General features: G+C 70.2%; 5 protein-coding genes. 2 read left to right on the top strand and 3 right to left on the bottom strand.

What is annotated here, in order from left to right; genetic code table 11:
- A partial coding sequence (gene uppS / locus EHS43_RS37455) for a polyprenyl diphosphate synthase (RefSeq protein WP_125195082.1) occupies positions 1-764 on the top strand: 764 nt, incomplete at its 5' end.
- Positions 765-1,011: 247 nt separating this feature from the next.
- On the opposite strand, the gene EHS43_RS37460 is transcribed toward uppS, so the two are convergent.
- Positions 1,012-1,872 (bottom strand): SDR family oxidoreductase, encoded by an 861-nt coding sequence (locus tag EHS43_RS37460; protein ID WP_125195083.1) that lies wholly within the window; start codon positions 1,870-1,872, stop codon positions 1,012-1,014.
- Between the two features lie 87 nt (positions 1,873-1,959).
- Between EHS43_RS37460 and EHS43_RS37465 the strand changes: the two genes are divergently transcribed.
- The gene (locus EHS43_RS37465) at positions 1,960-2,688 is read left to right on the top strand and encodes a TetR/AcrR family transcriptional regulator (protein ID WP_125195084.1); all 729 of its coding nucleotides are present in this window, start codon (positions 1,960-1,962) and stop codon (positions 2,686-2,688) included.
- 181 nt (positions 2,689-2,869) lie between these two features.
- Here the strand turns inward: EHS43_RS37465 and EHS43_RS37470 are convergent, their stop codons facing one another.
- Together EHS43_RS37470 and EHS43_RS37475 are read right to left on the bottom strand one after the other, a co-directional pair.
- Positions 2,870-4,399: a UDP-N-acetylglucosamine 1-carboxyvinyltransferase gene (locus EHS43_RS37470; RefSeq protein WP_125195085.1), complete on the bottom strand. Its 1,530-nt coding sequence runs from the start codon at positions 4,397-4,399 to the stop codon at positions 2,870-2,872.
- A gap of 83 nt (positions 4,400-4,482) precedes the next feature.
- The gene (locus EHS43_RS37475) at positions 4,483-4,683 is read right to left on the bottom strand and encodes a DUF4236 domain-containing protein (RefSeq protein ID WP_007385362.1); all 201 of its coding nucleotides are present in this window, start codon (positions 4,681-4,683) and stop codon (positions 4,483-4,485) included.
- Between the last annotated feature and the right edge of the window lie 187 nt (positions 4,684-4,870).

Here is a 4,870-nt window from a genome sequence, read left to right on the forward strand (position 1 = left end):
CCGCAGACCGGATGCCCTCCCACGTGGCGGTCATCATGGACGGCAACGGCCGCTGGGCCGAGGAGCGCGGCCTGCCCCGCCGTGAAGGCCACAGGGCCGGCGCCGCCGCCGCGCGCGAGATGGTCTACGGCGCTCTGGAGATCGGCCTGCGCCACCTGACCCTCTACACGTTCTCCACCGAGAACTGGAAACGCGACCCCGAGGAAATCACAACGATCCTGAAAGGGATCCAACGCGAGGTCGACGAGGAGACCATCCGTGACCTCGACGTGCGCCAGCGCTGGTCCGGCCGCCCCGACGAACTGCCCGAGGACCTCGTCCAGACGCTCCTGAGCCGGGAGCGCCGCACCCGCACCCGCTCTGGACTGACCCTCACTCTGTGCATCAACTACGGCGGCCGCGACGAGATCACCAGGGCCGCCGCAGCGCTCGCCCAGGCAGCCCGAGAAGGTGAAGTCGACCCCCACCTCCTCGGCGAGGACGACTTCGCCCGCCATCTGCCCTGCCCCGAGATGCCGGACGTGGACCTGCTGTGGCGCACCGGCAGCGAACAGCGCACCTCCAACTTCCTTCCCTGGCACACCGCCTACGCCGAGCTGTACTTCACCCCCGGTTACTGGCCCGACATGGACCGACGAGACCTGTGGCAGGCCATCACCGAGTACAGCCGGCGCCAACGGCGCCGTGGCGGCGTTGGCGCCCCCCTCACCTCCACCGAAAACCACCAGCCGTCCCCTCACGCCCGACCTGATCCCCGTCACTGACGTGTTCCAGTTCGAGGGGCCGTCGCTATGAGGGACCGTCGCCTCGGCCGCAACCCGTGCCGGTCTGGCTGTATGGACCCGCAGGATTGTTGACGCGGCTGATGGGTGGTTGGCCGTCGAGTGCGGTGTGGCAGCGGTGGTAGTCCCAGGTGTGGAGGAAGCCCGTCAGCCGGCGGCCTCGGGCGACAGCGGACGAGATCTTGTGGACGGCGAGTCACGCCGGGTCCGTCTGTGTGCCGCGCTGGATCTATTCGGCCCAGGCACGCTCCAGCTGGGTGCGGAAGGTGGCGGGCTCCCGCCCGATCAGCTCGGCCAGCGTCGAGTCGACAGCGGCGAACTCGCCATTCCGTGCCGCGGCGAAGATGCTCAGCATCAGGTCGGTGATCGAGGCCGGGGCGCCGTGCGCCAGCACCTGCTCACGGAAAGCGTCGTCGGGGACGACCGTGCGGGTGATGGCCCGCCCGGCGACCCGGGACGCAATCTCGGCGACGGCGCCGAAGTCGAGCGCCGCCGAGCCGGTCAGCGGCGGGGTGGGCCCCTCGAAGCGGACCTCCTCGGCGAGGAGCGCCGCGGCGGCCTCGGCAAGGTCGTCGTGGCCGGTCCAGGCGACAGGGCCGTCGGCGGGCAGGGCGATGTCGCCGGTGTGGCGGGCGGACTCCAGGAACTGCAGGGCGCTGGCCGCGTAGAAGCCGTTGCGCAGCGAGGTCCAGGGCAGGCCGGTGGCGCGCAGCAGGTCCTCGGTCTGGGCGTGGTCGCGGCACGGCTGGAAGCGGGAGTCGTGGGCGGCGCCCATCTGGCTGGTGTAGAGGATGCGGCCGACGCCGGCCTGCACGGCGGCGTCGATGGCCGCGCGGTGGCCGCTGACGCACTCCTCGCCCGTGCGGTCGAGCGAGACGAGGAGCAGCTGCTCGGCGCCCTCGAAGGCGTGCACGAGCGAGGCGGGGTCGTCGAAGCTGCCCTGGCGGACGCGGACGCCGCGGTCGGCAAGGTCCTTCGCCTTGCGGGGGTCGCGGACGCTGACGCCGACGCGGTCGGCGGGGACGCGCTCCAGCAGGCGCTCGACGGTGCGGCGGCCGAGCTTTCCGGTGGCTCCGGTCACGATGATCATGGGGTCTCCGATGCTGTTTCCGATGGAATCACTACGACGATAACACTGGAAATATCGATGGAACCAAATGTTCGATACCATCGGTTCATGGCTATGCGCGACACCACCGACAGCCCTCGCGACCGGATCGTCGAAGCGGCCGTCGACCTCCTGGAAAAGGGCGGGCCGGACGCGGTGAGCACCCGCGCGGTCGCCGCCGCGGCCGGCATGCAACCGCCGGCGATCTACCGCCTCTTCGGCGACAAGGAGGGACTCCTCGAGGCCGTCGCCGAGCACGGCTACACCCAGTTCCTCCAGAGCAAACGCGACCAGCTCGACCCCGACCCGCAGGACCCGGTGGAGGAACTGCGCCGCGGCTGGGACATGGTGGTCGAGTTCGGGGTCTCCCGCCCCGAGCTGTTCGCCGTGATGAACCGGGCCACCGGCCGGGGATCCGACGCAGCACACCGCGCGGGCCTGGAGATCCTCCACGGGCGGGTGCGTCGGCTGGCGGCCGGCGGGTGGCTACGGGTCGACGAGGAGCTGGCCGCCCAGATCATCCAGGCAACCGGCCAGGGTGCGGTCACCACCTGGCACTCCACCCCCGCGGACCGCCGCAATCCGGCGCTGTTGACCGTCCTGCGCGAATCCATGGTCGCGGCCGTCACCCGCGCCGAACCGACACTCCCCGCCGCGGAGTCCGGTCCCGCCGCGGCGGCCCGCGCGCTGCGCGCCACCCTCCCCGACAACGCCGATGTCCTGAGCGACGCCGAGCAGCGCCTGCTGCGCGAGTGGCTCACCCGCCTGGCGGCGGACGGTGGCGCGCCGCACGCCTGATCGCGCGTCAGGCACCCTCGTGCAGGCCGAACCTTCCGAGGAGAGATCGTGCGATGAAGCGGCGTCCACGAGGTGAGACGGCGGGCGACCACACGGGTCCGGCCGGCTTGCCCTTGACTGCAACGCGCCCCGCCTGACCCGCTGAACAGCGGGTCAGGCGGGGCGCGGCGGCAGTCGTATGTCAGATGTCCCGGAAGATCTCGATCTGCGCCCCCACCGAGTTGAGCCGCTCGGCCAGGTCCTCGTAACCCCGGTTGATGACGTAGACGTTGCGCAGCACGGACGTGCCGTCGGCCGCCATCATCGCCAGCAGGACGACCACGGCCGGGCGCAGGGCCGGCGGGCACATCATCTCGGCGGCGCGCCAGCGGGTCGGGCCCTCCACCAGCACCCGGTGCGGGTCGAGGAGCTGGAGGCGACCGCCCAGGCGGTTGAGGTCCGTGAGGTAGATCGCGCGGTTGTCGTAGACCCAGTCGTGGATGAGGGTCTGGCCCTGCGCGACCGCCGCGATGGCCGCGAAGAAGGGGACGTTGTCGATGTTCAGGCCGGGGAACGGCATCGGGTGGATCTTGTCGATCGGCGCCTCCAGCTTGGAGGGCCGGACCGTGAGGTCGACCAGGCGGGTGCGGCCGTTGTCGGCGAAGTACTCGGGCGTGCGGTCGTGGTCGAGGCCCATCTCCTCCAGGACCGCGAGCTCGATCTCCAGGAACTCGATCGGCACCCGGCGCACCGTCAGCTCCGACTCCGTCACCACGGCCGCGGCCAGCAGGCTCATCGCCTCGACCGGGTCCTCGCTGGGGGAGTAGTCGACGTCCATGTCGATGTGCGGCACGCCGTGCACGGTCAGGGTGGTGGTGCCGATGCCCTCGACCCTGACTCCCAGGGTCTCCAGGAAGAAGCAGAGGTCCTGGACCATGTAGTTGGAGGAGGCGTTGCGGATGACGGTGACGCCGTCGTGGCGGGCGGCAGCGAGCAGCGCGTTCTCCGTCACGGTGTCGCCGCGCTCGGTCAGCACGATCGGCCGGTCGGGGCGGACCTCGCGGTCGACCCGCGCGTGGTACTGGCCCTCGGTCGCCGCCACGTCCAGACCGAACCTGCGCAGCGCGATCATGTGCGGTTCGATGGTCCGGGTGCCGAGGTCGCAGCCGCCGGCGTACGGCAGCCGGAAGCTGTCCATGCGGTGCAGCAGCGGGCCGAGGAACATGATGATCGAGCGGGTGCGGACGGCGGCCTCGGCGTCGATGGCGCCCATGTCCAGCTCGGCCGGCGGCACGAGTTCGAGGTCGACGCCACCGTTGATCCACCGGGTGCGTACGCCGATGGAGCTCAGCACCTCCAGCAGGCGGTAGACCTCCTCGATGCGGGCGACCCTGCGCAGCACCGTGCGCCCCTTGTTGAGGAGCGAGGCGCAGAGCAGGGCCACACACGCGTTCTTGCTCGTCTTGACGTCGATCGCGCCGGAGAGCCGACGGCCGCCGACCACCCGCAGATGCATCGGGCCCGCGTAGCCCAGAGAGACGATTTCGCTGTCCAGTGCTTCACCGATACGAGCGATCATCTCAAGGCTGATGTTTTGGTTGCCGCGCTCGATGCGATTGACGGCGCTCTGGCTGGTGCCGAGCGCCTCGGCAAGCTGCGACTGCGTCCAGCCCCGATGCTGCCGGGCGTCACGGATGAGCTTGCCGATGCGTACGAGGTAGTCGTCTGCCATGGGGTTGAGGCTATCTCAGATATGAGATGCCGCATTCCGGGTGGTCCGATCGGGGGAGGGGCCCCGACGAACCTGAGCAAACGTCAGTGACGCTTGGCCGTACGGGTCCGACGCCATCCGAAAGGTCCGGGCAAATCAACCGATGTCGTACGACGTCCCGTGCTGCTGTGGGTGTGCTTCGGCCCGTGACTGCCGCCACCGGTCGTGATGGACCAGGAGTGCCGGTTGATGTTCAGCCGCACCCCGGGAAGGATCCGAAAGCTCTTGCGGAACGTGAGCGGCATGGGGGCCTCCCGTGGAAGTTCGGTCACTGCTTGCTTCGGTGTTCGCATACCCCGGCCCGGCGAAGTGATGGGTGCCGGGTTCGTATCGCCCGTCTGTGGTGGGCGAGTTGGGGTGTGACGCGTCCTCCGGGGCGCCCGCCACCCGCAACGGAGGCCTGTCGGGGTGTCACCTGGCGGGGTGCGAAGG

This window comes from Streptomyces sp. RP5T, from assembly GCF_003933965.1.
In the GTDB taxonomy this organism is placed as follows: domain Bacteria; phylum Actinomycetota; class Actinomycetes; order Streptomycetales; family Streptomycetaceae; genus Streptomyces.

Bases quoted from the DNA above. Each gene is read 5' to 3' on its own strand.
- EHS43_RS37460 (WP_125195083.1), bottom strand. From the start codon at position 1,872: ATGATCATCGTGACCGGAGCCACCGGAAAGCTCGGCCGCCGCACCGTC.
- EHS43_RS37465 (WP_125195084.1), top strand. From the start codon at position 1,960: ATGGCTATGCGCGACACCACCGACAGCCCTCGCGACCGGATCGTCGAA.
- EHS43_RS37470 (WP_125195085.1), bottom strand. From the start codon at position 4,399: ATGGCAGACGACTACCTCGTACGCATCGGCAAGCTCATCCGTGACGCC.
- EHS43_RS37475 (WP_007385362.1), bottom strand. From the start codon at position 4,683: ATGCCGCTCACGTTCCGCAAGAGCTTTCGGATCCTTCCCGGGGTGCGG.